At 72.4% G+C, this 24072-nt stretch carries 20 protein-coding genes and 2 tRNA genes; 14 read left to right on the top strand and 8 right to left on the bottom strand.

Features of this window, described 5'->3' with window-relative positions:
• Window positions 1-92: 92 nt before the first annotated feature.
• Window positions 93-1412 (bottom strand): ferredoxin reductase family protein, encoded by a 1320-nt coding sequence (locus tag BMW67_RS10820; protein WP_072747510.1) that lies wholly within the window; start codon window positions 1410-1412, stop codon window positions 93-95.
• 222 nt (window positions 1413-1634) lie between these two features.
• Here BMW67_RS10820 and BMW67_RS10815 point away from each other — a divergent pair, with 222 nt between their 5' ends.
• Window positions 1635-2534, top strand: coding sequence for a DUF2189 domain-containing protein (locus tag BMW67_RS10815; protein ID WP_072747511.1), 900 nt, complete (start codon window positions 1635-1637; stop codon window positions 2532-2534).
• A 425-nt stretch (window positions 2535-2959) separates the two neighbouring features.
• Here the strand turns inward: BMW67_RS10815 and BMW67_RS10810 are convergent, their stop codons facing one another.
• From BMW67_RS10810 to tsaD, 3 genes are all read right to left on the bottom strand, one after another.
• Window positions 2960-3391 carry an EVE domain-containing protein gene (locus BMW67_RS10810; protein ID WP_072747512.1) on the bottom strand — a complete coding sequence of 144 codons (432 nt, stop codon included), beginning with the start codon at window positions 3389-3391 and terminating at the stop codon, window positions 2960-2962.
• Window positions 3391-3663 (bottom strand): YciI family protein, encoded by a 273-nt coding sequence (locus BMW67_RS10805; RefSeq protein WP_072747513.1) that lies wholly within the window; start codon window positions 3661-3663, stop codon window positions 3391-3393. Before BMW67_RS10805 ends, BMW67_RS10810 begins: the two co-directional genes overlap by 1 nt.
• Before the next feature lie 89 nt (window positions 3664-3752).
• Window positions 3753-4865, bottom strand: coding sequence for a tRNA (adenosine(37)-N6)-threonylcarbamoyltransferase complex transferase subunit TsaD (tsaD, locus tag BMW67_RS10800; protein WP_072747621.1), 1113 nt, complete (start codon window positions 4863-4865; stop codon window positions 3753-3755).
• 115 nt (window positions 4866-4980) lie between these two features.
• On the opposite strand from tsaD, the gene hemC reads away from it, so the two are divergent.
• The 12 genes from hemC (at window position 4981) to BMW67_RS10740 (ending at window position 20290) form a co-directional block, all read left to right on the top strand.
• Window positions 4981-5961, top strand: coding sequence for a hydroxymethylbilane synthase (gene hemC / locus BMW67_RS10795; RefSeq protein WP_083581370.1), 981 nt, complete (start codon window positions 4981-4983; stop codon window positions 5959-5961).
• Between the two features lie 2 nt (window positions 5962-5963).
• Entirely contained in the window at window positions 5964-6722 is a 759-nt protein-coding gene (locus BMW67_RS10790) for a uroporphyrinogen-III synthase (RefSeq protein ID WP_083581321.1), read from the top strand.
• Between the two features lie 117 nt (window positions 6723-6839).
• Window positions 6840-8486 carry a hypothetical protein gene (locus BMW67_RS10785; protein WP_072747515.1) on the top strand — a complete coding sequence of 549 codons (1647 nt, stop codon included), beginning with the start codon at window positions 6840-6842 and terminating at the stop codon, window positions 8484-8486.
• Window positions 8487-8514: 28 nt separating this feature from the next.
• Window positions 8515-10029, top strand: a complete 1515-nt coding sequence (locus tag BMW67_RS10780; RefSeq protein WP_072747516.1) for a heme biosynthesis protein HemY — start codon at window positions 8515-8517, stop codon at window positions 10027-10029.
• Window positions 10030-10073: 44 nt separating this feature from the next.
• A tRNA-Thr gene (locus BMW67_RS10775) sits at window positions 10074-10149 on the top strand.
• Between the two features lie 102 nt (window positions 10150-10251).
• Window positions 10252-11118 (top strand): 3-mercaptopyruvate sulfurtransferase, encoded by an 867-nt coding sequence (gene sseA, locus BMW67_RS10770; RefSeq protein WP_072747517.1) that lies wholly within the window; start codon window positions 10252-10254, stop codon window positions 11116-11118.
• The gene (locus BMW67_RS10765; protein ID WP_072747518.1) at window positions 11115-11663 is read left to right on the top strand and encodes a GNAT family N-acetyltransferase; all 549 of its coding nucleotides are present in this window, start codon (window positions 11115-11117) and stop codon (window positions 11661-11663) included. Before sseA ends, BMW67_RS10765 begins: the two co-directional genes overlap by 4 nt.
• Window positions 11664-12130: 467 nt before the next feature.
• Entirely contained in the window at window positions 12131-15799 is a 3669-nt protein-coding gene (locus tag BMW67_RS10760) for a vitamin B12-dependent ribonucleotide reductase (RefSeq protein WP_083581322.1), read from the top strand.
• A gap of 309 nt (window positions 15800-16108) precedes the next feature.
• On the top strand, window positions 16109-17413 hold the full coding sequence (gene ugpB / locus BMW67_RS10755) for a sn-glycerol-3-phosphate ABC transporter substrate-binding protein UgpB (RefSeq protein WP_072747520.1): 1305 nt from the start codon (window positions 16109-16111) through the stop codon (window positions 17411-17413).
• 82 nt (window positions 17414-17495) lie between these two features.
• Window positions 17496-18377, top strand: coding sequence for a sn-glycerol-3-phosphate ABC transporter permease UgpA (gene ugpA / locus BMW67_RS10750; RefSeq protein WP_072747521.1), 882 nt, complete (start codon window positions 17496-17498; stop codon window positions 18375-18377).
• On the top strand, window positions 18377-19228 hold the full coding sequence (gene ugpE / locus BMW67_RS10745) for a sn-glycerol-3-phosphate ABC transporter permease UgpE (RefSeq protein WP_072747522.1): 852 nt from the start codon (window positions 18377-18379) through the stop codon (window positions 19226-19228). Before ugpA ends, ugpE begins: the two co-directional genes overlap by 1 nt.
• A 12-nt stretch (window positions 19229-19240) precedes the next feature.
• On the top strand, window positions 19241-20290 hold the full coding sequence (locus BMW67_RS10740; protein ID WP_072747523.1) for a sn-glycerol-3-phosphate import ATP-binding protein UgpC: 1050 nt from the start codon (window positions 19241-19243) through the stop codon (window positions 20288-20290).
• A 12-nt stretch (window positions 20291-20302) separates the two neighbouring features.
• On the opposite strand, the gene BMW67_RS10735 is transcribed toward BMW67_RS10740, so the two are convergent.
• On the bottom strand, window positions 20303-21421 hold the full coding sequence (locus BMW67_RS10735; protein ID WP_072747524.1) for a THUMP domain-containing class I SAM-dependent RNA methyltransferase: 1119 nt from the start codon (window positions 21419-21421) through the stop codon (window positions 20303-20305).
• A gap of 195 nt (window positions 21422-21616) precedes the next feature.
• Here BMW67_RS10735 and BMW67_RS10730 point away from each other — a divergent pair, with 195 nt between their 5' ends.
• Window positions 21617-21832 (top strand): YjiS-like domain-containing protein, encoded by a 216-nt coding sequence (locus BMW67_RS10730; protein WP_072747525.1) that lies wholly within the window; start codon window positions 21617-21619, stop codon window positions 21830-21832.
• Window positions 21833-22011: 179 nt separating this feature from the next.
• Here the strand turns inward: BMW67_RS10730 and BMW67_RS10725 are convergent.
• The 3 genes from BMW67_RS10725 to pcaQ all read right to left on the bottom strand — a co-directional run bounded on the left by BMW67_RS10725 (window position 22012) and on the right by pcaQ (window position 24038).
• Window positions 22012-22086: transfer RNA gene (locus BMW67_RS10725), tRNA-Asn, on the bottom strand.
• 112 nt (window positions 22087-22198) lie between these two features.
• Window positions 22199-23011: an IclR family transcriptional regulator gene (locus tag BMW67_RS10720; RefSeq protein ID WP_218139770.1), complete on the bottom strand. Its 813-nt coding sequence runs from the start codon at window positions 23009-23011 to the stop codon at window positions 22199-22201.
• A 58-nt stretch (window positions 23012-23069) separates the two neighbouring features.
• On the bottom strand, window positions 23070-24038 hold the full coding sequence (gene pcaQ, locus BMW67_RS10715) for a pca operon transcription factor PcaQ (RefSeq protein WP_072747526.1): 969 nt from the start codon (window positions 24036-24038) through the stop codon (window positions 23070-23072).
• Window positions 24039-24072 lie beyond the last annotated feature (34 nt).

The raw sequence follows: 24072 nt of genomic DNA, 5'->3' as shown, positions 1-24072 counted from the left end.
GCGCGAAGGCGATCAGCGCCAGCGCCGCGGCCAGATTGAAGGCGTGAAAGGCCAGCAGCAGGCGGGCGCGCTGGGGCAGACGGTCGCGCGGGTCAGTCATGGCGGAACCTTTCGAACAGGATGCGTCGGGCGGGCACGCCAAGGGCGATGAGCGCGCCCTCGACCGATTCCATCATCGCGGGCGGTCCGCACAGCAGAAACAGCGTGTCGCGATGCTCGGGCGCGCCGAACAGCGCGCGGATCAGGCCGGGGTCGATGACGCCGCGATGACCGCGCCAACCCGGCGGCGGCTCGGCCAGGGCCAGCGCGACGCGCGTGCGCGGGCGCGCGGCCAGGGCCTCGAGCTCGTCGGCATGGACGATCTGCTCGGCGCGGCGGTTGCCGTAGACCAGCGTCAGCGGGCGCGGGTCGTTCGTCAGCGCCATCTGGCGCGCGATGCCCAGAAGCGGCGCGATGCCCACGCCCCCGGCGATCAGCGCCACGCGCGGGGCAGGCCGGCCCTCGATGGTCAGCGCGCCATGGGGGCCGTCCACCCAGGCGCGCGCGCCGACCTCGAGCGCCCCGATGCGCGAGGTGAAGTCGCCCAGCTCCTTGATGAGAAATTCCAGCCCGTCGCCCGAAGCCGGCGCCGAGGCGATCGAGAACGGATGCTCGCGGATCGAGAACGGCCCGCATGCCAGCTTGAGCCAGGCGAACTGCCCCGCCGTGTAGCGAAACCCGCGCCAGCCGTCGGGCTCGAGCCGCAGCCGCCACACGCCCTCGGCGGCGGGCGCCAGCGCGGCGATGCGCCAGGGGCGACGCGCCAGCGCCAGCGGCCGCCCGATCCGCGCCCACAGCAGCGACAGCGCCGCAAGCGCCGATCCCGCGATCCAGACCGCCGCCAGCGTCGGCTCGGCCGCGTAGCGCCCGGCACTCAGCGCATGGTGCAGCGCGCCGCCCAGCGCCGCCAGCGCCAGCGCGCCATGGGTCAGCCGCCAGGTTTCGTGCCGCCAGCCCAGCGCGTCGCGCCCGATGGCCGACAGGCTCAGCGCGGGCAGGATCAGCCAGGCGGCGATGCCCCCGGCCAGCGCCCAGGGCTCATGCGCGATCACGCCCTGGCGCGTGGGGTCCCAGGGCGGGGGCGGCGCGGCCGGCGCGCGATAGAGGAACGGGTGCACGAGCGCCAGGGCCAGCGCCGTGCGCGCGAAAAGCTGATGCATGCGCATCGTCGCATCCAGCCCCGTTCGGCGCGATATGACGGCGAAGCGTCCTGACAGGGCGAATTCGACCAGGATGATGGAAAGGGCCATCATCCCGGCGCCCGAGGCCAGCTCGTCGGCGGGGCTGCGCGGGGCGGGTCCGCGCCAGGCCGCCAGCGCCAGCGGTCCGAGCAGCGTGGCAAGATAGCCAAGGGCGAGGGCGAAAGCGGGCATGGGCGTCCAATCCGTTGCGGCGTTCGGCGCGCATCGTGCCGGCGCCGCCCCTTGCCGGCCTTGATCCAGATCACCGAGCCCTGGGCCGCGCATGTCGTGGCGGCGCGCAGATGTGAAGGCGCGCGGCGGCGCATCGTGCTATGGTGACGTTACGTCAACAATAGCCCGCCAGCCGTGCGCGAAGGCGCCGCGGCGGCGGGCGAGGCTCGAAAGGAGTCCGTCATGGCGAACACCATACGAAACCCCCTGGTCTGGAGCGCCGAGGCGCTGGAACGCGCGCTGGGCGGCTTGTCCGAGGCGGGCGCGCGCCTGGGCGGGGCGGCGGATGGGCGCGAGGCGCCGCCGGCCCTGCGTCGGATCGGGATGGAGGACATCCGCGCCGCGCTGCGCGCGGGCTGGGATGATTTCCTGGCCTGCCGCACGCATGCGTTGCTGTTGTGCGTGATCTATCCGCTTGTCGGCCTGGCGGCCTGGATGGCGGCCGCGGATGCGCGCCTTCTGCCGCTGCTGTTTCCGGCCGCCGCCGGCTTTGCGCTGATCGGGCCGGCGGCGGCGATCGGGCTCTACGAGCTCAGCCGCCGGCGCGAGCGCGGCGAGTCTCCCAGCTGGATCGACGCCTTTCGCGTGATCGGCTCGCCCGCCTTCGGGCCGGTCTTCGCGCTGACGCTGATGCTTGGCGCGGTCTTCGTGGCCTGGATGGCGATCGCGGCGGCGCTGTATGCGGCGACGCTCGGCGCCCATGCGCCGGCCTCGCTGGCCGATCTGGCGCGCCTTGCGCTGACGACGCCCGAGGGCTGGGCGCTGATCGCGGCCAGCGCGGCGGTCGGCGGCCTTCTGGCCGCGACGGTGCTGGCGGCGAGCGTGATCTCGTTTCCCATGCTGCTCGACCGCGACGTCGGCTTGCCGGCGGCGGTGGTGGCCTCGGTGCGCTTCACGCTGCTCAACCCCGGTCCGGCGCTGGCCTGGGGGGCGATCGTGGCGGGCGCCCTGGCGCTGGGGATGCTGCCCCTGTTCGCGGGGCTTGTCGTGGCGGTGCCGGTGCTGGGCCATGCGACCTGGCATCTATACCGCCGCGCGACGGCGCCGGAGGCCGAACCGGGCGCGGACAAGGCGCTCGCCTGAGCCGCGCAGGGCCGCGCCGCGCAGGTCGCGGCCGCCATTCGGGGCAACGGGCGAGGGCGATGGCGGGATGCGTCGGCCGCGGCCGGCCTTGCCGGTCGCGCCCGTCCTCGTCGCGCCGCGTTTGGCGTTGCGTTCCGGGGGGGGGGGCGGCTGCGCGCCTTCGCAGCGGGCTCTCGGCACAGCCTCGGCGGGGGCGTCGGTGCGGCCGACGACGCGCGACCGGGTTTTTGCGGATGCCGGGTTGCGTGCGCCGCGGGGCGGGGCGCCGAGGCCCGATGCGCCGCCATGCAGGGCCGATGACGCGCGCCTTGGCTCTTGCAGCCGCCGCGCCCGATGCCGGGCCGCGCGTGCGCCGCAGGGCGCGGCGCCGGCGCCTGAGAAGGCCCGCACGCGCAAGCCCCCCTGCGGCGCGCGCGCGGGCGGCGTCAGTCCGCCGCCGGGCCGGTCAGGCCGCCCAGCTCGCAGATCACGCGCCATTCCTCTTCGCTCACGGGCTGGACCGACAGGCGCGAGTTGCGCACCAGCACCATGTCCTTCAGCCGCGGATCGTTCTTGCATTCCTCGAGCGTGACCGGCCGGGGCAGGGGCGCGAGGGCGCGGATGGTCACGCACTCCCAGCGCGGATCGTCGGTGGTGGGGTCCTGGCGGGCCTCTTCGATCACCTCGACCACGCCCATGATGCGCTTCTCGTTCACCGAGTGATAGAAGAAGCCCTTGTCGCCCTTCTTCATGGCCCGCATGTTGTTGCGGGCCTGGTAGTTGCGCACGCCGTCCCAGGGCTCGCCCGCGTCGCCGCGCGCGACCTGATCCTCCCAGGACCAGGTGTTGGGCTCGGATTTGAACAGCCAGCGCGCCATCAGCCGAACACCTTGCGGAAGCCGCGGATCTCGACGCTCTCGAACAGGCCGGCGCGCGCATAGGGATCGCCGGCGGCGAAGTCCTCGGCGCGGGCGCGATCCTCGGTGTCGAGCACAAGGACCGAGCCGATCATGGCGCCGCCCTCGTCCGTCATCGGGCCGCCGAAGATCACCAGGCCCGATTGCTCGGCATAGGCCAGATGGGCGTCGCGATTGGCCTTGCGGACCTCGAGATGTCCGGGCTTGTCCTTGCAGATCAGGATATGGGGCATGGGCGCTCCGTCGGGTTCTGGGTTCCGGGTTCGGGATCGGGCGCGATCCGATGCAGATATGCCCGCCGCCGGCGCGCGCCGCAAGGCGCTCAGGCCTTGGCCCCGCGCTTGCCCGAGCCGAGCATCGGCGCGGCCGAACGGTCGAGCGGCCAGCGCGGCCGCGCCGCCAGGTCCAGCCCGTCGCGCGCGCCGCGGGCGAAGCGCTCGGCCCCCGCCCAGGCGATCATGGCGGCGTTGTCGGTGCACAGCGCCGGCGGGGGCGCGAAAAAGGCGCCGCCCTCGTCGCGCGCGGCCTGCTCGAGCGCGGCGCGCAGCGTCCGGTTCGCCGCCACGCCGCCGGCCACCGCCAGCGCCGGCGCGGCGCCCGCGCGCGCGCGCTCCTGCGCCAGGGCGCGGCGGGTCTTTTCGGCCAGGACCTCGGCGCAGGCGGCCTGGAAGGCGGCGCACAGATCGGCGCGGTCGGCGGCGGTCAGCCCGCCCTGCCGCTCGACCAGCAGGTCGCGCGCGCGCCGCAGCGCGGTCTTGAGCCCCGAGAAGCTCATGTCGCAGCCCGGGCGGTCCAGCAGCGGGCGCGGCAGCGCGAAGCGCGAGGGATCGCCCGCCGCCGCCTCGCGTTCGATCTCGGGGCCGCCCGGATAGCCCAGCCCCAGCAGCTTGGCCGCCTTGTCGAAGGCCTCGCCGGGGGCGTCGTCGATGGTGCCGCCCAGCCGCTCGTAGGCGCCCGGCCCGCGCACCGCCAGCAGCTGGCAGTGCCCGCCCGAGGCCAGCAGCATCAGATAGGGATAGGGCAGCCCATCGGACAGGCGCGGCGTCAGGGCGTGCCCCTCGAGGTGGTTGACCCCCACAAGCGGCAGTCCCGCGCCCATGGCCAGCCCCTTGGCGCACATCACGCCCGACAGCACCCCGCCGATCAGCCCCGGTCCGGCGGTCGCCGCCACCGCGTCCATGTCGCGCAGCGCCAGGCCGGCCTCGGCCAGCGCGCGCTCGACGCACAGGTCCAGCCGCTCGGCATGGGCGCGGGCGGCGATCTCGGGCACGACGCCGCCGAAGGCCGCATGCAGCGCGTTCTGCCCCACCACGACCGAGGACAGGATCCGCCCCGGCCCGACGGGCGCGCCGTTCTCGATGCGCGCGCGCACCACCGCCGCGGCGGTGTCGTCGCAGCTCGACTCAAGGCCCAGAATGGTCAGATGGCGGGTCAGTCGCACCTCCGCTCGCATGCGCGCCGCCGCGCCCCGCGGGGCCCTCGCGCGGGCCCCGGACGGCGCGCGGGCGTTGCGCGCGGCTTGCGCGGCAGGTAACACCGCGCGCATGACGATGCAATCCGAAGCCCGCGCGCCGCGCCCCGCCGCCCGTTCCTCGAGCCGTTTCGGCGCCCACGCGCCGCTGCGCATCGGCACCCGCGGCTCGCCGCTTGCGCTGGCGCAGGCGCACGAGACGCGCGCGCGGCTGATGCGCGCCCATGGCCTGCCCGAATCCGCCTTCGAGATCGTCGTCATCAAGACCACCGGCGACCGCGTGCTGGACCGCCCCTTGTCCGAGATCGGCGGCAAGGGCCTGTTCACCAAGGAGATCGAGGAGGCCCTGCTGGACGGGCGCATCGACATCGCGGTGCACTCGATGAAGGACATGCCCGCGCAGCAGCCCGAGGGCCTCGTCATCGCCTGTTATCTCGAGCGCGAGGACGTGCGCGACGCCTTCATCTCGTCGCGCCATGCGGGCATCGCGGCGCTGCCGCCGGGCGCGCGGGTCGGGACCTCGAGCCTGCGGCGGCGCGCGCAGCTGCGCCACTTCCGCCCGGATCTCGAGGTGGTCGAGTTCCGCGGCAACGTGCAGACGCGCCTGCGCAAGCTGGCCGAGGGCGTGGCCGAGGCGACCTTCCTGGCCGTGGCCGGGCTGCGGCGCCTGGGGATGGCGGATCTGGCCGCGCATCCGATCGCGCCCGAGGTGATGCTGCCGGCGGTCGCGCAGGGCGCGATCGGGATCGAGCAGCGCGCCGCCGACGACGAGGTGCGCGCCCTCCTGGCGGCGATCGACCACGCCCCGACCGGGCTGCGCCTTGCGGCCGAGCGCGCGCTGATGGCGGGGCTCGACGGCTCGTGCCGCACGCCCATCGGCGCCCTTGCCGAGCTTGACGGCGACCGCCTTCGCCTGCGCGCCGAGATCCTGCGCCCCGATGGCTCGGAGCGCCTTGCGACCGAGCGCGAGGGGCCGGCCTCGGACGGGGCCGCCATGGGCGCCGACGCCGCGGCCGAGCTGCGCGGGCGCGCAGGGCCCGGCTTTTTCGACTGGGGCTGAGCATGCGCGCGCCGCCGCTTCTGGTCGTGCGCGCCCGCCCCGAGGCCGAGCGCGACGCCGAGGCGTTGTCGGCGCTGGGGTGGCGGGCGATTCCCTGCCCGGTCTCGCGATTCGTCCCGACGGCCGAGGCGCCCGACTGGGCCTCGGCCCGCGCGCTGGCGCTGACCTCGGCCAAGGCGCTGCGGGCCGTGCGGCCTTGCGCCGGCGCGCTGGCGCTGCCGGTCTGGTGCGTGGGGCCGGCCACGGCGGCGGCGGCGCGCGCGGCGGGGTTTCGCGACGTGCGCGAGGGCGGCGGCGACGGCGCGGCGCTGGCGGCGCGGATGCTGGCGGCGGGCGAGCGCGGGCCGGTGCTGCATCTGCGCGGCGCCGAGGCGCGCGCCGAGCCCGCCCGCAGCCTGCGCGCCGCGGGGGTCGAGGTGATCGAGGCCGTGGTCTATCGCATGCAGGCCTGCGAGGCCTTGCCCGAGCCGGCCCTGCGCGCGCTGGCCGAGGGCGGGGCGTCGGCGGCGGTCTATTCGCCGCGCGGCGCGGCCCTTCTGGCGCAGCTGGCGGCGGGGCAGGCGGGCGCTGCGCGGCTGGCGGGCGCTGCGCGGCAGGGGGGCGCTGCGCGGCTGGCGGGGGCGGCGGCGATCAGCCCCGCCGCGGCCGCGCCGTTGGCGCCGCTGGCGCCGGGCCTGGTCGAGATCGCAGCCCGTCCCGACGGGGCGGCGATGCGCGACGCGGCGGCAAGGCTGCTGGACCGCATCCGCGCTTCGCGCTAAGCCCTTGTGAGCGGCGCACGCGGCCGCAGCAATCGGCCGCGGCCGTTGCGGATCGACAGGCGCAAGGCGCGGCGGCACTATCGCGCGGGCAGGAAACTCAGGATCAGAGGCGGGCGAATGACGGGCAGGAACGGCGACTCGGAAGACGAAAAGACCCCCGGGCAGGCCGCGCCGCGCTCCGACAAGGCGCAGGGCGAGGGAACCCCGGGCAAGGCGGCGGCCGCGGCCGACGCCGCGCCGGCCGAGGACGGCGCGCAGCCGGACGCGCCACCGGCGGGCGCCGCGTCGAACGAGGGCGAGGACGCCGCGCCGCGCAAGGGCGAGGCGGCCGACGAGGCGGGCAAAACCGCCTCCGCGCGGGACGAGGACGGGGCCGACGCCCCGCGCGCCGGCGCGACGGACAGGGCCGACGCGCCCGGCGCGGGCCGCTTCTCGGCCGAGGCCGGGCGCGCGGATGGGCGCCCCTCCGAGGCGCCTGATCTGCATGGCGATCCGCTCGACGATCCGCATGACGAGGACGGTGCGCTCGAGGACGAGGCGCATGACGAACACGAAGAGGGCGGGCGCTCGGTGGCCGGGGTGCTGCTGACCGGCCTCATCCTGCTGCTGGCCGGCGCGGGGCTGGCGCTGTGGCTTGCGCCCAAGGCCGCGCCGCATCTGCCCGCGCCCGTGGCGCGCCTGCTGGCCCCGGCCGCGGCGGTGACGCCCGAGGATCTGGCCGCGCTCGAGGAACGCATCGGCGCGCAGATGGACCAGCGCGTCGGCGCCGCGCTCGAGCAGGCGATGGCGCGCATCGAGGCGGTCGAGGCCGAGCTGTCGCGCCTGTCGGCCGCGCCGCGCGCGCAGGGAGCGGATCCGGCCGAGCTGGCCGAGCTGAGAACCCGCCTCGAGGCGCTGGCCGCGCAGCTTGACGCGCTGGACCCGGCCGGGGTGAACGCGCGCGTCGCCGGGCTCGAGACCAAGCTGGCCGGGCTCGAGGGGCGCCTTGGCGCGCTGTCCGGCGGGCTGGCCGATCTGGGGCAGGCCAATGGCGGGCTGAGCGAGGAATCGGCCATGCGCGTGACCGCCTTCAAGGCCGAGGTGGACGCCCTGCGCGGCGAGTTCGCCCAGCTGGCGCGGCGGGTCGAGGCGCTGACGGGCCGGGTGGACGCGGTCGAGGCCGGGGTCGAGCGGCGTCTGAACGATGCGCTCGAGAAGATGCGCGCGCGCGTCGCCCTGGCCGACGCCGAGGCCGCGGCCGCGCGCGAAGAGGCCGCGAAGGCCGCGGCGCAGGCGCGCATTCGCGCCGGGCTCGAGGCCATCGGCGCCGCGCTCGACACCGGCGCGCCTTTCGCCGCGACGCTGGACGAAGTCGAGGCCGCCTCGGGCGTCGCCGCCCCCGAGGCGCTGGCGCTGGTCGCGGCCAGGGGGGCGCCGACGCTTCTGGCGTTGCAGGAGGCATTCCCCGCCGCCGCGCGCGCCGCGCTCGAGGCGGCGATCATGGCCGAGGCCGAGCCGACCGTGCAGGGACGGCTGGCGGCGCGCCTGAAGGCGCGGCTGACGGGCCTGCCCACCGGCGCGGTCGAGGGCGATTCGCCCGACGCGGCGCTGGGGCGCATGAACGCGGCGCTGAGCGAAGGGCGGCTGGACGACGCGCTGGCCGAGGCCGAGGCGCTGCCCGAAGCGGCGCGCGCGGCGATGGGCGCGTGGCTCGATCGCGCCCGCGCCCGCCAGGCGGCGCTGAGCGCGCTGGCCCAGTGGCGCGCCGCGCTGACCCGCGGCTGAACGCTGCGCACAGGAAAGGAACGCGACCATGATCTGGCTTCTTCTGCGCGCCGCCGTCTTCGTCGCCCTGGTTCTGGCCGGGGCCTGGGGCGTCTCGATGCTGCTCGACACGCCCGGCGGCGTCGAGCTGACCTGGAACGGGCGCAGCTATCTGTTCGATCCGCTCACCTTCGCGGGGCTGATCCTGGCCGGCTTCGCCGCGCTTTGGCTGCTGTTCAAGCTGGTGGGGCTGCTGATCGCGATCGCGCGGCTGATCGGCGGCGACGAGACCGCGCTCAGCCGCTTCTTCAACAGCTCGAGCCAGCGGCGCGGGGTCAACGCCATGGCCGAAAGCCTCATCGCCCTGGCCGAGGGCGACGCGCGCCGCGCGGTCGAGCGCGCCGAAAAGGCCGGGCGGCTTCTGGACCATCCCGAACTGACCAACCTGGTCGGCGCGCAGGCCGCCTCGCTGGCCGGGGACAAGGCGCGCGCGCAGGCCTATCTGAAGGCGCTGGCGCGCGACGAGCGCACCCAGGCCATCGGCGTCAAGGGGCTGATGAAGCAGGCCATGGAGGAGGGCGACGTCGAGCGCGCCCTGCTTCTGGGCCGCCGCGCCTTCGCGCTGCGCCCGCGCGACGCCGAGGTGATGTCCTCGCTGTTCGACCTCGAAACCCGCGCCGAGGACTGGGCCGCCGCGCGCCGCATGCTGGCGGCCGAGGTGCGCGCCGGCGTGCTGCCCCGCGACGTGGGCGCGCGCCGCGACGCGGTGCTGGCGCTGGCCGAGGCGCGCGAGGCGCTCGAGAAGGGCGACCTGGCGCGCGCGCGCGACGCGGCGCTCGAGGCCAACCGCCGCGCGCCCGACCTGGCGCCCGCCGCCGTCGCCGCGGCCGAGCGCCTGATGGCCGAGGGGCGCAAGCGCCGCGCCGAGAAGATCCTGCGCAAGGCCTGGAAGCTGGCGCCGCATCCCGACATCGCCCGCGCCTACGCCGCGCTCGAGCCGGACGAGGACCCGGTCGCCCGCCGCCGCCGTTTCCGCGCCCTGATCGCCGAGAACCCGGACCACAAGGAAAGCCGGATGCTCGAGGCCGAGCTGGCCCTGGCGGCCGAGGACTTTCCCGGCGCGCGCGCCGCGCTGGGCGATCTGCCGACCACCGAGCCGACCACCCGCGCGCTGGCCATCATGGCGGCGGCCGAGCGGGGCTCGGGCGCCGACGAGCATGTGGTGCGCGCCTGGCTGGCCAAGGCCCTGTCCGCCCCGCGCGGCGAGCGCTGGACCTGCGAGGCCTGCGGCCATGTGCATGACGAATGGCGCCCCTTGTGCGAGCGTTGCCGCGCGGTCGACAGCCTGGCGTGGAAGCAGCCCGAGGGGGCGGGCGAATCGACCGCCGCCGAAAGCGCGATGCTGCCGCTGATCGTCGGCGCGCTCGAGGCCGCGCCGACGCCGCCCTCGCGCCGCGGCGAGGATGCGCAGGACGCCGAGCTGGCCGACGCGCCCGACGCCGAGGCGGGCGAGAACGGCCGCGCGAAGGCCGAGGACGGCGCGCGCCCCGCGGCCGGCGCGTGAGCCCTTGCAATCCCCCGGCGCGCTCTCTATAGAGCGCGTCGGACGCCGCAGTAGCTCAGCTGGTAGAGCACGTCATTCGTAATGATGGGGTCGGGGGTTCGAGTCCCTCCTGCGGCACCACGGCTTCAGCGCCCGATCGCCCGCGCCCGGGCGCTTGATCTGGCCGCCGCGCTTCTCTAAGCCTTTCCGCAGACGCAAGGAACGCAACCCGGAGGGCCGCGCGTGGCGCATGGCGATTCATACCAGAGCGATCCGAGGCTTCTCGTCTCGACCGAATGGCTGGCCGAGCATCTGTCGGCGCCGGACGTCAAGGTGCTGGACGCCTCGTGGCACATGCCCGACAGCGGCCGCGACGCGCGCGCCGAATTCGCGGCCGCGCACATCCCCGGCGCCCAGTTCTTCGACATCGACGAGATCGCCGACACGCGCTCGTCCCTGCCGCACATGGCGCCGCCGCCCGAGAAGTTCGTCTCGCGCGTGCGCAAGCTGGGGGTGGGCGACGGGCACCGGGTGGTGATCTACGATCAGGCGGGCATCTTCTCGGCGCCGCGGGCGTGGTGGCTGTTCCGGCTGTTCGGCCATCGCGACGTGGCGGTGCTGGACGGCGGCCTGCCGCGCTGGATCGCCGAGGGGCGCCCGGTCGAGGACCTGCCCGCGACGCCGCGCGACCGGCACTTCACCGCCCGGCGCGACGCGTCGCTGGTGCGCGACGTCACGCAGGTGGCGCAGGCGGTCAAGCTGGGCTCGGAGCAGATCGTGGACGCGCGTTCGCCCGGGCGTTTTCGCGGCGACGAGCCCGAGCCGCGCCCCGGCCTGCGCTCGGGGCACATCCCGGGCGCGATCAACCTGCATTACCGCGAGCTGCTGACCGAGGACGGGCGCATGAAGCCGCCGGCCGAGCTGCGCGCGGCCTTCGAGGCGGCCGGGGTCGATCTGTCGCGGCCGGTGATCACCAGCTGCGGCTCGGGCGTGACGGCGGCGATCCTGTCGCTGGCGCTCGAGCTGATCGGCCACCGCGACCATGCGCTTTACGACGGCTCCTGGGCCGAGTGGGGCGCCTATCCCGACCTGAAGGTGGAACGCGGATGAGCCCCACGCCCGGCGACGAAGTCTCCTATGTGGTGACCTGGCTCGAGATGACGCGCCGCCCCTCGGCGCCGCCGGCGCCGCTGCCCATGAACGCGCCGGTGTCGCTGATGCGGGCGGTGCGCCCGCCGGTCGCGTATTTCCTCTATCTCTACGACATGGTCGGCGCGGCCTATCACTGGACCGACCGGCACGCCGACTCGGCCGAGGCGCTGCGCGCCTGGCTGCATGACGACGACGTGGCCCTGTTCGCCATGCTGCATGACGGCTGGCCGGGGGGATTCTTCGTTCTGGACTGGCGCGAGGCGGGCCGCTGCGAGCTGGCCTATTTCGGCCTGGCCGAGCAGCTGCATGGCCGCGGCCTTGGCAAGTGGCTGCTGGGCGAGGCGGTGCGCATGGGCTGGGATCGCGAGGGCGTCGAGAAGATGACCGTCAACACCTGCTCGCTCGACGATCCGCGCGCGCTGCCGCTGTATCAGCGCGCGGGCTTCGAGCCGGTGCGCCGGACCGAGGCGACCAGAATCATCGCCTCCGCCCGCCGCGGCTGACGGCGGCGATTCCCGTCGACCGCCCGTCCCTTGCCCGTCCCTTGCCCGCCCCTTGCGCGCCGCCCCGGCGCGGGCGCGGCGGGGGCGCGCGAATCGAGCGCGGCATGCGCCCGGCGGCGAAAATGCCCGACGCGACACACGGATAGGGTGTGCGTGGTCGGCCAAAGGCAGCCCTTGATTGCGGGCCCCACATTTGGCGGCCGGCGGCGCGTCAACCGCGAAATGTCGTTAAGACAGATAAAAAATCGGTTGATGCGCCCCCCGAATTCCCTAATCTTGGTGGTGCAGGGGGCGCTGGCCGCAAGATCTGGTGGCTGAAGCCAGGGCGGCCCGCGCGCCGAAACGGGTTGGACGCGGCGCGTCCGTCCCTCAACCACATGACGAGCACATCACCCGGGCCGCCGCCGCCCGCAGGCGCCTTGCGCGCCGCCGAACGGCTGCGCCCGGATGACGGGGACAGGAAAAAGATGAAGATCGAACGTCGCTTCACCGCCGAGGGCGAGTCGCCTTACGCCCGCATCGAGTTCCGCCGCACCTCGTCCGAGATCCGAAACCCCGACGGCTCGGTGGTGTTCGCGCTCAAGGACATCGAGGTTCCCGCGGCGTGGAGCCAGGTGGCTTGCGACGTTCTGGCGCAGAAGTATTTCCGCAAGGCCGGCGTGGCGCGCGCCCTGCGCAAGGTAGCCGAAAAGGACGTGCCCGAGTTCCTCTGGCGCTCGGTCCCCGACGAGAAGGCGCTTGCCAGGCTGCCCGAAGACGCCCGCTTCGGCGGCGAGACCTCGGCCCGCCAGGTGTTCGACCGCCTGGCCGGCGCCTGGACCTACTGGGGCTGGAAGGGGGGCTATTTCTCGTCCGAGGCCGACGCGCGCGCCTATTTCGACGAGATGCGCTTCATGCTCGCCAACCAGATGGCGGCGCCCAACTCGCCGCAATGGTTCAACACCGGCCTGCACTGGGCCTATGGCATCGACGGCCCGGGGCAGGGCCACTACTACGTCGATTTCCGCACCGGCGAGCTGGTGCGCTCGGAATCGGCCTACGAGCACCCGCAGCCCCACGCCTGCTTCATCCAGTCGGTCGAGGACGACCTGGTGAACGAAGGCGGCATCATGGATCTGTGGACGCGCGAGGCGCGGCTGTTCAAATACGGCTCGGGCACGGGCACCAACTTCTCGTCCATCCGCGGCGCCAACGAGCCGCTGGCCGGCGGCGGCAAGTCGTCGGGGCTGATGAGCTTCCTCAAGATCGGCGACCGCGCCGCCGGGGCCATCAAGTCGGGCGGCACCACGCGCCGCGCGGCCAAGATGGTGATCTGCGACATGGATCACCCCGACATCGAGGAGTTCATCAACTGGAAGGTGCGCGAAGAGCAGAAGGTGGCCAGCCTGGTCGCCGGCTCGAAGATGCACGAGAAGAAGCTGAACGAGATCTTCGCCGCCATCCGCGGCTGGGACGGCGCCGAGGCCGACGCCTTCGACCCCGCCAAAAATCCCGCGCTGAAGAAGGCGATCAAGGCCGCGCGCCGCGCCATGATCCCCGAGACCTACGTCAAGCGCGTGCTGCAATACGCCGAGCAGGGCTACGCCTCGATCGAGTTCCCCACCTATGACACCGATTGGGACAGCGAAGCCTATCTGACGGTGTCGGGGCAGAACTCCAACAACTCGGTGCGCGTCACCGACGCCTTCCTCGAGGCCGTGCGCCGCGACGGCGACTGGGAGCTGATCCGCCGCACCGACGGCAAGGTGGCCAAGACCGTCAAGGCGCGCGAGCTGTGGGAGCAGATCGGCCACGCCGCCTGGGCCTGCGCCGATCCGGGCGTGCAGTTCCACGACACCATCAACGCCTGGCACACCTGCCCCGAGGACGGGCCCATCCGCGGCTCGAACCCGTGCTCGGAATACATGTTCCTGGACGACACCGCCTGCAACCTGGCGTCCATGAACCTGCTCAAGTTCTACAAGGACGGCCGCTTCGACGTGGACGCCTACGAGCACGCGGCGCGGCTGTGGACGGTGACGCTCGAGATCTCGGTGCTCATGGCGCAGTTCCCCTCGAAGGAGATCGCGCGCCGCTCCTACGAGTTCCGCACGCTGGGCCTCGGCTACGCCAATATCGGCGGCCTGCTGATGAACATGGGCCATGGCTACGACTCGGACGAGGGCCGCGCCCTGTGCGGCGCGCTGACCGCCATCATGACCGGCGTCGCCTACGCCACCTCGGCCGAGATGGCCGCCGAGCTGGGCGCCTTCCCCGGCTACGAGCGCAACGCGCCGCACATGCTGCGCGTGATCCGCAACCATCGCCGCGCCGCGCATGGTCAGGCCTCGGGCTACGAGGAGCTGGCCACCCCGCCCGTGCCGCTCGACCACGCCAACTGCCCCGACCCCGAGCTGTCGGCGCGCGCCCGCGCCGCCTGGGACCGCGCGCTGGAGCTGGGCGAGCGCCACGGCTACCGCAACGCGCAGACCACCGTCATCGCGCCCACCGGCACGATCGGCCTGGTGATGGACTGCGACACCACCGGCATCGAGCCCGACTTCGCGCTGGTCAAGTTCAAGAAGCTGGCCGGGGGCGGCTATTTCAAGATCATCAACCAGTCGGTGCCCGCCGCGCTGCAGAAGCTGGGCTACGATCCGCTGCTGATCGAGCGCATCGTCGCCTACGCGGTCGGGCACGGCACGCTGGCCGGCGCGCCCCACATCAACCACGAGACGCTGGCGGCGCTGGGCTTCGGCAAGGCCGAGCTCGAGAAGATCGAGGACGCGCTGGCCACGGCCTTTGACATCTCGTTCGTCTTCAACCAGTGGACGCTGGGCGAGGAGTTCTGCACCCGCGTGCTGGGCGTCCCGGCCGAGAAGCTGATCGATCCGACCTTCAACCTGCTGGCGCATCTGGGCTTCTCGCGCCGCCAGATCGCCGAGGCGAACGATTTCGTCTGCGGGACCATGACGCTCGAGGGCGCGCCCGGCCTGCGGCCCGAGCACCTGCCCGTCTTCGACTGCGCCAATCCCTGCGGCAAGATCGGCAAGCGCTACCTGTCGGTCGAAAGCCACATCCGCATGATGGCGGCGGCGCAAAGCTTCATCTCGGGCGCCATCTCGAAGACCATCAACATGCCCAACGACGCCCGCATCGAGGACTGCCTTTCGGCCTACGAGCTGAGCTGGCGCCTCGGGGTGAAGGCCAACGCGCTTTACCGCGACGGCTCGAAGCTGAGCCAGCCGCTGGCCGCGCAGCTGATCGACGACGAGGATGACGAGGACTTCATCGACGAGCTGACCGAGGCCCCGGCCGCGGCCCGCGCCGAGATGATCGCCGAGAAGATCGTCGAGAAGGTCGTGGTGCGCGAGGTCGAGCGCCAGCGCGGCCTGCGCCGCAAGCTGCCCGAGCGGCGCAAGGGCTACACGCAGAAGGCCATCGTCGGCGGGCACAAGGTGTATCTGCGCACCGGCGAGTATGAGGACGGCACGCTGGGCGAGATCTTCATCGACATGCACAAGGAGGGCGCCGCCTTCCGCGCGATGATGAACAACTTCGCCATCGCCGTGTCGGTGGGCCTGCAATACGGCGTGCCGCTCGAGGAATTCGTCGAGGCCTTCACCTTCACCCGCTTCGAGCCTGCCGGGCTGGTGCAGGGCAACGACTCGATCAAGAACGCGACCTCGATCCTCGACTACATCTTCCGCGAGCTGGCGGTCAGCTATCTCGACCGCACGGACCTTGCGCATGTGAAGCCCGACGGGCTGGGCTGGGACGAGATCGGCCGCGGCCAGGACGAGGGGCGCTCGAACGTGGTCAAGGCCTCGCCACGCGTGTCCGAGGCGGCGGTGGAGATGATCCGCCAGGTCTCGTCGCCGGGCTATCTGCGCAAGCGCCTGCCGCAGGAGCTGGTGGTGCTGAACGGCGGCGCCTCGGCGCGGCTGGGCGCGCCGGTGCTCGAAACGGTGGGCGGCTCGGCCTCGGTGGCCGAAACGGTGGCGCGCGTGGGCGCGGCCGTGATGGACGAGCGCGCCAAGGCGCGGATGCAGGGCTATGAGGGCGACCCGTGCGGCGAGTGCGGCAACTTCACCCTCGTGCGCAACGGCACCTGCATGAAGTGCAACACCTGCGGCGCCACCAGCGGCTGCAGCTGAGCGAGAATCGCCGGGGCGCGCGCGCCCCGGCCACGGAATCAGGCCGCGGGCGCAGAAACCTCCGAGCAGCAATCAGAAGCCTGAGAATTCGACGTCGGACTGGGCGGCCCCGCGCCGCCCTTTTCTTTCGGGTTGCGCGCCCATGGGGCGGTTTCGCGCGCCGGCATGCGCGAAATTCCGCGTTTGCGTTCGTTTCTGCGTGGTAATGTGAAAAATCGGTGATATCCGGCGTCAAGAATGTTTCACTTGCGCGGCTACGGCGCCTGGGCCAAACCGCCCGCGTCAGGCATTTGCACGGAGAAACGTCGCATGACGATGAAAACAGCCTTCGCCGCGGGGGTCGCCGCGCTTGCGCTCACGGCCGGATCGGCTTCGGCCAAGGTCACGGTCGAGTGGTGGCACGCCATGGGCGGCGTGAACGGCGAGCGGGTCAACAAGATCGCCGCCGACTTCAACGCCACGCAGTCGGAGTACGAGGTCAAGCCCGTCTACAAGGGCAACTACACCGAGACGATGACCGCCGCCATCGCCGCCTTCCGCGCCGGCGAGCAGCCCCACATCGTGCAGGTCTTCGAGGTCGGCACCGCCACCATGATGGCCGCCAAGGGCGCCATCTACCCGGTCGAGAAGCTCATGGCCGACGCGGGCGAGCCCTTCGACAAGTCCGACTACCTGTCGGCGGTGATCTCGTATTACCAGACTTCGGACGGCCAGCTGCTGTCGATGCCCTTCAACAGCTCGACGCCGGTGCTGTGGTACAACGCCGACGCGCTCGAGGCCGCGGGCGTCAAGCCGCCCAGCACCTGGGACGAGGTCGAGGCCGCCGCCAAGGCCCTGGTCGCCAACGGCATGAAATGCGGCCTGTCCTTCGGCTGGCAGAGCTGGGTGATGATCGAGAACTACTCGGCCTGGCACGATCTGCCCATCGGCACGAAGGAGAACGGCTTCGCCGGCCTCGACACCGAGCTGGTCTTCAACAACGACCATGTGGTCAACCGGCTTGACCGCGTGGCCGACATGGGCAAGCGCAGCGAGTTCGTCTATGGCGGGCGCCGCGGCGACAGCCTGCCGCTCTTCGTCAACGGCGAGTGCGGCATGTGGATGAACTCGTCGGCCTATTACGGCTCGATCAAGAGCCAGGCCAAGTTCAACTTCGGCCAGACGATGCTGCCGCTCGACACCGCCGTGCGCGACAAGCCGCAGAACTCGATCATCGGCGGCGCCACGCTGTGGGTGCTGTCGGGGCATGACGCCGAGGAATACAAGGGCGTCGCCAAGTTCCTGTCCTACCTGTCCTCGCCCGAGGTGCAGGCCTGGTGGCATCAGGAGACGGGCTACGTTCCGATCACCCACGCCGCCTACGAGCTGTCCAAGAAGCAGGGCTTCTACGAGAAGAACCCCGGCACGGACACGGCCATCAAGCAGCTGAGCCTGAACCCGCCGACCCCGAACTCGCGCGGTCTGCGCTTCGGCAACTTCGTGCAGATCCGCGACATCATCAACGAAGAGCTCGAGGCCCTGTGGGCGGGCGACAAGACCGCCCGTCAGGCCATGGACGAGGCTGTGGCGCGCGGCAACGTCCTGCTGCGCAAGTTCGAGCGCTCGGCCCGCTGAGGCCCCAGACCCGCCGACGCCCCGGCCGCCCAGCGCGGCCGGGGCGATTTCGTCGCAAGATCCGCCGGGATTCCCCCTCGCCATGCTCAAGCGCGTCCACTTCCCCGCCTCGCCGCTGCCCTATCTGCTGGTGGCGCCGCAGGTGCTGATCACGCTGGTCTTCTTCATCTGGCCCGCAAGCCAGGCGCTGTGGCAGTCCTTCCTGATCGAGGACGCCTTCGGCCTGTCCACCGAATTCGTGTGGTTCGAGAATTTCGAGGCCCTGTTCCACGACAGCCAGTATCTGGCCAGCTTCTGGCGCACGCTGGTCTTTTCGGGCGCGGTGGCGTTCCTGTCGATGTCCTTCGCCCTGGCGCTGGCGGCCTTCGCCGATCATGTGGGGCGGGGCGCGGGAACCTACCGCACGCTGCTGATCTGGCCCTATGCGGTGGCGCCGGTGCTGGCGGGCGCGCTGTGGCTGTTCATGTTCAACCCGACGCTGGGCATCCTGCCCTATCTGCTCGAGATGGTCGGCTATGAGTGGAACCACCATCTGAACGGCACGCAGGCGATGCTGCTGGTCATCCTGGCGGCGGCGTGGAAGCAGGTGGCCTACAACTTCCTGTTCTACCTGGCGGCGATGCAGTCGATCCCGCGCTCGGTGATCGAGGCGGCGGCCATCGACGGGGCGGGGCCGGTGCGGCGCTTCTTCTCGATCGTTTTCCCGCTGATCTCGCCGACGACCTTCTTTCTGCTGGTCATCAACGCGGTCTACGCCTTCTTCGACACCTTCGGCATCATTCACGCGGTCACGCAGGGCGGGCCGGCGAACGCCACGACCACGCTGGTCTACAAGGTGTTCAACGACGGCTTCGTGGGCCTGGATCTGGGCGGCTCGGCCGCGCAGTCGGTGATCCTCATGGCGCTGGTCATCGCCCTGACGGCGGTGCAGTTCCGTTTCGTCGAAAAACGGGTGGAATACTGATGATCGAGAACCGCCCCTGGCTGAACCTTTTCGCCCATCTGGCCCTGATCCTGGGGGTGGCGATCGTCGCGCTGCCCATCTGGATCACTTTCGTCGCCGCCTCGCACGAGGCCGCGCGCATGATGCAGGCGCCCATTCCCATGCTGCCCGGCGGCCATTTCTGGGAGAACCTGCGCGCCACGCTGTTCGGCGAAGGCCTGTCCGGCGCCGAGACCGCGCCCGTCTGGCGCATGCTGCTCAACAGCCTGGTCATGGCGCTGGGCATCGCGGCGGGCAAGATCGCGATCTCGATCATCTCGGCCTTCGCGATCGTCTATTTCAAGTTCCCCTTCCGCATGGCCTTCTTCTGGATGATCTTCATCACGCTGATGCTGCCGGTCGAGGTGCGCATCCTGCCCACCTACGAGGTGGTCTCGGATCTGGGCCTGCTGAACAGCTACTGGGGCCTGACCGTGCCCTTGATCGCCTCGGCCACGGCGACCTTCATGTTCCGTCAGGTGTTCCTGACCATTCCGGACGAGATGCTGGAAAGCGCGCGCATCGACGGGGCGGGGCCGCTGCGCTTCTTCTGGGACATCCTGCTGCCGCTCAGCCGCACGAACATCGCCGCGCTGTTTGTGATCCTGTTCATCTACGGCTGGAACCAGTATCTGTGGCCGCTGCTCATCACCACCGACCGCGACATGTCCACGGTGATGATCTCGATCAAGCAGATGCTCGAGGCGGCCGAGCAGTCGCCGCAATGGAACATCATCATGATGACGGCCCTTCTGGCCATGCTGCCCCCGGTGGCGGTCGTCATCGCCATGCAGAAGCTCTTCGTGAAGGGCCTGACGGAAACCGACAAGTAAGGCGTTCGACCCATGGCCGGAATCAAGCTTGAGAACCTGATCAAATCCTATGGCGACACGCGCATCCTGCACGGCATCGACGCCGACATCGCGGATGGCGAGATGATCGTCGTCGTCGGCCCGTCGGGCTGCGGCAAGTCCACCTTGCTGCGCATGGTCGCCGGGCTCGAGGCCGTGACCGCCGGGCGCATCCTGATCGGCGAGCGCGTGGTCAACGACCTTGAACCCTCGCAGCGCGACATCGCCATGGTGTTCCAGAACTACGCGCTCTACCCGCACATGACGGTGCGGCAGAACATGGCCTACGGGCTGAAGATCCGCGGCATGTCCAGGGCCGAGATCGCCCGGCGCGTGGACGAGGCGGCCGACATCCTCGAGCTGCGCCCCTATCTTGACCGCAAGCCGCGCCAGCTGTCGGGCGGCCAGCGCCAGCGCGTGGCCATGGGCCGCGCCATCGTGCGGCACCCGCAGGTGTTCCTGTTCGACGAGCCGCTTTCCAACCTCGACGCCAAGCTGCGCGTGCAGATGCGGCTCGAGATCCGCAAGCTGCAGAGGCGCCTCGGGGTGACGTCGATCTACGTCACCCATGACCAGGTCGAGGCGATGACCCTGGGCGACCGGCTGATGGTGCTCAACAAGGGCGTGGTCGAGCAGTTCGGCTCGCCCATCGAGCTTTACGAGCGCCCGGCCTCGGTCTTCGTGGCCGGCTTCATCGGCAGCCCGGCGATGAACTTCCTGCCCGTGCGCGTCGAGGGCGACGCGGCGATCCTGCCGAACGGCGCGCGGCTGCCCGCGCCCGCCCGCGCCGCTGGCGACGCCACGCTGGGCGTGCGGCCCGAGCATCTGACGCCCGACGAGGCCGGGCCCGTGGCGGTCGAGGTCGAGGTGCTCGAGCAGCTGGGCGCCGCGACGCTGGTCCATGGCCGCCTCGAGGGGACGCAGCACGAGATGACCGTGCAGCTCGACGGGGTGCGCGCGCCCGAGGCGGGGCGGATCATGCGCTTCGCCCCCGGTCAGCTGCACCTGTTCGACGCCGCCAGCGGCAAGCGTCTGGCAGACTGAGCGGGCCGGGCCTCAGAGCGGCCCGGCGGCGAACAGGCGCACCGTCATGCCGCCATGGCCGATCGGCGCCCCCAGCTGCGCGAGCGGCAGTTCGGTCGCGCGCGCCAGCCCCGGGTCCGAGGTCACCAGCCCCACGCGCCAGCCCTGGAAACGTTCGCGCAGCACGCGCCCGAGCGTGGCGTAAAGCGCGAACAGGGGGCGGCGCTGGCCGATCCGGCCGCCATAGGGCGGGTTGACCATCACAAGGCCGGGCGGGCCGTCGGGGGGCGCGAAGGCGCCGACCGGCTGGCAGGCGAAGCGCGCGAAGGCGGCCACGCCCGCGCGCTCGGCGTTGGCGGCGGCGGCGCGCACGGCGCCCTGATCGCGGTCGGCGCCGAAGAAGGCCGGCTCGGGCGTGCGCGCCATCGCAGCGGCCTCGGCGCGCATCGCCTCCCAGCGCCCGGCGTCGAACGAGGGCAGCAGGGCGAAGGCGAAGTCGCGCCCGCGTCCGGGGGCGAGGCGCGCGCTCATCTCGGCGGCCTCGATCACGAAGGTGCCCGAGCCGCACATCGGATCGGCCAGCGGCGCGCCCGGCGCATAGCCGCAGCGGCGCAGCATCAGCGCGGCCATGGTCTCGCGCAGCGGCGCCTTGGCGACGGCCAGCTTGTGCCCGCGCTTGTGAAGCGGCGCGCCCGAGCAGTCGATGCTCAGCTGCGCGCGGTCCTTCTCGATGCGCAGCAGCACCCGCACGGGGGCGTCGTCGCGCACGGGCGCGCCAAGGGTCTCGGCGATGGCGCGCGCGACGCGCTCGGCCGCCGCGCCGGCGTGGTAGATCTTCGAGCGCGCGCAGCTCGCCTCGACCCGCACCGGCACGTCGGGGCGCAGGAAATCGCCCCAGGGAAAGCGGCGTGCGCGCTTGTCCAGCTGCGCCAGGTGAAAGGCCATGAACGCGCCCGCCCGCAGCATGACCCGCTGGGCGCCGCGCAGCTGCAGATTCGCCCGCCAGATCTCGGGCCAGCCGCCGCGCACGGCCACGCCGCCGCGCTCGGGGCGCGGATCGGCGAAGCCCAGCTCGCGCGCCTCGGCCAGCAGCTCGTCCTCGAGGCCCGGCGGGGCGGCCAGGAAAATGTCCAGATCGTCTTGCGTGCTCATGTCGGGTGCATAGCCGCCGCAGGCCCGCGGCGCGACCGTTTTCGGCGGCGGGGGCTTGCGCGGCGCGCATGGGAGACATGCCTTTTTCGCAGTTGCGAAAGGATGCGCGGAGCCCTAACTGCCGCGTATCGGCGGGCGCGCGCCCGTCGCCGGCCCGTCGCCGGTTCGTCGCCTCTCGCATCAAGGAACGCCGCCATGGCCATCGCTCCCAACGCGCCTGTCGCGCCCTTCGGCGCCATCGCCGCCCTTCGCATCGTGACCGCGGTCGAGTCCGCGATCGCGTCGGTTCACGCCCATCTGCGCCGCCGCCGCACCATCGCCGCGCTGCGCCGCCTGACGCCCGCCCAGCTGGCCGACATCGGCTTCGCCGACATGACAATCGAGGAGATCGCCGAGACGCTCAACCGCTGACCGCCCCGCGCGGCGGCCGGCGCGCGGCGCCCAAGGCCCCTTGTCCGACGCGGATGAGGGGCTTTTTCATGCGCGCAAGGCGGGCAGGCCGACGCGGCGCGATCGGGCGCGGTTCGGCGTTGCGCGCGCGGCGAGGATTGCGGGGAAGGGGGCGATCGTCCCGGGGGGCGGCCTGTCATTGGCTCCGGCGGCAGGATTCGAACCTGCGACCAGCGGATTAACAGTCCGATGCTCTACCACTGAGCTACGCCGGATCAGAAGGGCCGGCCCCCCGGGACGCCGCAGCGTATAGCAAAGCGGATTCGCCGCGTCCAGAGGCTTTTCGCCCCGCACGCGCAGGCCCGCGCGAAGGGCCCGCGCGGCCTGTCAGCGCGCCGCGCCCAGCGCCGCGGGAGCGGCCGCGCCGCCGAAATCGCGCGTCACGTCGCCGGCCACGCGGGCGACCACCTGCGCCAGATGGCGCAGGCGCTCGTTGGTGATGCGGGTCTTGGGGCCCGAGACCGACATCGCCGCCACCGGCGCGCCGGATTCGTTGAGCACCGGCGCCGCGACGCAGCGCAGGCCCTCGGCGTTCTCCTCGTCGTCGATGGCGACGCCCTCGCGGCGGATGCGGGCCAGCTCCTCGGCCAGCGCCTCGGGGGCGACGATGGTGCGCGCCGTGGCGCGGGGCAGGCCGTGCTCGGCGATCACGGCCTGGACCTGGGCGGGCTCCATGAAGGCCAGCATGGCCTTGCCCGCGCCGGACCAGTGCATCTTCACCCGGCCGCCGACGCGGGTCAGCGCGCGCATCTGGTGGCGCGATTCGACCTGCGCCATGCAGATCACCTCGCCGCCCGATTCGAGAAAGATGTTGGCCGTCTCGCCGGTCTGCTCGACCAGGCGACGCATGTAGGGGCGCGCCAGCTGGATCACGTCGCGGGTGCGCGCGAAGGCGGCGCCGACGGTGAAGGCGGCCACGCCCACATGCCAGCAGCCATTGGCCGCGTCGAAGCGCACGAAGCGCTCGCTTTCCATCGTGGTCAGGATGCGGTGCGCGGTCGAGGCGGCCAGCCCCGCCCGCGCCGCCGTTTCGGTCAGCGTCAGGCCGTCGGCGCTTTCGGCCAGGGTGCGCAGCACGGTCAGCGCGCGGGTCACCGAGCGGACCTGACCGATGCGGATGTCGTCGTCTTTGGCGGGCATGCCGTGCGTTCCTTGCAGATGGCGGGCCATGAGGGATCGGTTGCGGGGGCGCGCGCGGTCAGCGCGCCGCCGCCTGTCGCGGGGCGGCGCAGGGCGGGGCGGGGGGCGGCGCGCCGGGCAGCCCCATGGCCGCCTCGCGCAGCGCCGCGACCAGATCCGAGAGCGGCGCGTCGGGCTTGTGATCGGCGCGCATGGTCACGCCCACGGCGCCGGCGGTTTCGCCGATCTCGAAGGGCAGGGCGGCCAGCTCGCCCGAGGCCAGCTCGTCGGCCACCACGCCTTCGGAGATGAACCAGATCGCATCCGATCCGCGCAGCAGGCCGCGCCCGGCCGCAAGCGACACGGTTTCGAGGCGCGCGCCCTCGGAATGCAGGCCGTTGGCCAGCAGAAAGCGCTCGACGTCCGCGCGGATGATCGAGTCGGGCGTCGGCAGGATCATCGGATAGGCGGCGATGCGCGCGAATTCGGGCGGGCGTCCCAGCAGCGGATGGCCGGCGCGCACCACGGCGCGGATCGATTCGTCGTAGAGATGCTGAAAGGTCAGCCCGGCCATGCGGTCTGGCTCGGGCAGGCGGCCGATCATCAGGTCCAGCTCGCCCGCGCGCAGGCGTTCGAGCAGCAGCGCGTTCGGCCCGGCATGGATGCTGAGCAGCACGTCGGGCGCGCGCCGCGCGAAGTTCAGCGCCGCGCGCGGCATCACGCGCCCGGCGGCGGTCGGCAGCACGCCCGCGCGGATGCGCCGCGGCCGCCCGCCGCCTCCGCGCAGGCTGTCCACCCCGCGCCGCAGCGCGGCCAGCGAGGCGCCGGCATGGCGCAGGAAGGTCTCTCCCTCGGGGGTCAGCCGCATCCGCCGTCCGCTGCGGTCGAACAGGCTGGCGCCCAGCGTCTCTTCGAGCTCGCGCAGGGTCTTCGAGGCGGCGGGCTGCGTGACCCCCAGCGCCTCGGCCGCGCGGGACAGGTGGCCCTGGCGGGCGATCTCCATGAAGCACTGGAGATGGCGGAATTTTATGCGCGCCGCGAAGTTCATGTTGTTCCGGTTATGGAAAAGCCAGATAACATCA

The organism is Oceanicella actignis (assembly GCF_900111545.1).
GTDB lineage: Bacteria > Pseudomonadota > Alphaproteobacteria > Rhodobacterales > Rhodobacteraceae > Oceanicella > Oceanicella actignis.
This window is presented reverse-complemented; position numbering and strand designations above follow the sequence as displayed.

Coding starts and splice junctions, on each gene's coding strand:
- BMW67_RS10820 (WP_072747510.1), bottom strand. CDS start 1,412: ATGCCCGCTTTCGCCCTCGCCCTTGGCTATCTTGCCACGCTGCTCGGA.
- BMW67_RS10815 (WP_072747511.1), top strand. CDS start 1,635: ATGGCGAACACCATACGAAACCCCCTGGTCTGGAGCGCCGAGGCGCTG.
- BMW67_RS10810 (WP_072747512.1), bottom strand. CDS start 3,391: ATGGCGCGCTGGCTGTTCAAATCCGAGCCCAACACCTGGTCCTGGGAG.
- BMW67_RS10805 (WP_072747513.1), bottom strand. CDS start 3,663: ATGCCCCATATCCTGATCTGCAAGGACAAGCCCGGACATCTCGAGGTC.
- hemC (WP_083581370.1), top strand. CDS start 4,981: ATGCAATCCGAAGCCCGCGCGCCGCGCCCCGCCGCCCGTTCCTCGAGC.
- BMW67_RS10790 (WP_083581321.1), top strand. CDS start 5,964: ATGCGCGCGCCGCCGCTTCTGGTCGTGCGCGCCCGCCCCGAGGCCGAG.
- BMW67_RS10785 (WP_072747515.1), top strand. CDS start 6,840: ATGACGGGCAGGAACGGCGACTCGGAAGACGAAAAGACCCCCGGGCAG.
- BMW67_RS10780 (WP_072747516.1), top strand. CDS start 8,515: ATGATCTGGCTTCTTCTGCGCGCCGCCGTCTTCGTCGCCCTGGTTCTG.
- BMW67_RS10765 (WP_072747518.1), top strand. CDS start 11,115: ATGAGCCCCACGCCCGGCGACGAAGTCTCCTATGTGGTGACCTGGCTC.
- BMW67_RS10760 (WP_083581322.1), top strand. CDS start 12,131: ATGAAGATCGAACGTCGCTTCACCGCCGAGGGCGAGTCGCCTTACGCC.
- ugpB (WP_072747520.1), top strand. CDS start 16,109: ATGACGATGAAAACAGCCTTCGCCGCGGGGGTCGCCGCGCTTGCGCTC.
- ugpA (WP_072747521.1), top strand. CDS start 17,496: ATGCTCAAGCGCGTCCACTTCCCCGCCTCGCCGCTGCCCTATCTGCTG.
- ugpE (WP_072747522.1), top strand. CDS start 18,377: ATGATCGAGAACCGCCCCTGGCTGAACCTTTTCGCCCATCTGGCCCTG.
- BMW67_RS10740 (WP_072747523.1), top strand. CDS start 19,241: ATGGCCGGAATCAAGCTTGAGAACCTGATCAAATCCTATGGCGACACG.
- BMW67_RS10735 (WP_072747524.1), bottom strand. CDS start 21,421: ATGAGCACGCAAGACGATCTGGACATTTTCCTGGCCGCCCCGCCGGGC.
- BMW67_RS10730 (WP_072747525.1), top strand. CDS start 21,617: ATGGCCATCGCTCCCAACGCGCCTGTCGCGCCCTTCGGCGCCATCGCC.
- BMW67_RS10720 (WP_218139770.1), bottom strand. CDS start 23,011: ATGCCCGCCAAAGACGACGACATCCGCATCGGTCAGGTCCGCTCGGTG.
- pcaQ (WP_072747526.1), bottom strand. CDS start 24,038: ATGAACTTCGCGGCGCGCATAAAATTCCGCCATCTCCAGTGCTTCATG.